Below are 312 nucleotides of genomic sequence, written 5' to 3' on the forward strand. Positions count from 1 at the left end.
TTAAGGAGATTCTCGCAGATTGGTAATCAATTATTCTGCGTACATCTTTTTAAATCTGCGGGAGATTTATTTGGAAATAAATCAGGTTAAAATAATCTGTTGTGTCAAAAACTCGTCATTGCGAGGCACGAAGCAATCTGTCTCGCATAATAGATTGCTTCGTACCTCGCAATGACGAAAACCCCCTTATTAACTATATAATCTCTTTCAAAGGCAAATAAACCTTCTTTTTTAACAGTTTGTAAAAGAGTTAGTTTCCCGCAGATTAAGGAGATTCTCGCAGATTGGTAATCAATTATTCTGCGTACATCT

Annotated in this window: 1 protein-coding gene; it reads right to left on the bottom strand. The window is 35.6% G+C overall.

Annotated elements, in window-relative coordinates; genetic code table 11:
- Positions 1–104: 104 nt before the first annotated feature.
- Positions 105–312 (bottom strand): hypothetical protein (locus tag H7U22_RS22940; RefSeq protein WP_222621943.1); only part of this gene is annotated, 208 nt, incomplete at its 5' end.

This window comes from Pedobacter fastidiosus (assembly GCF_014306625.1).
Lineage (GTDB): Bacteria > Bacteroidota > Bacteroidia > Sphingobacteriales > Sphingobacteriaceae > Pedobacter > Pedobacter fastidiosus.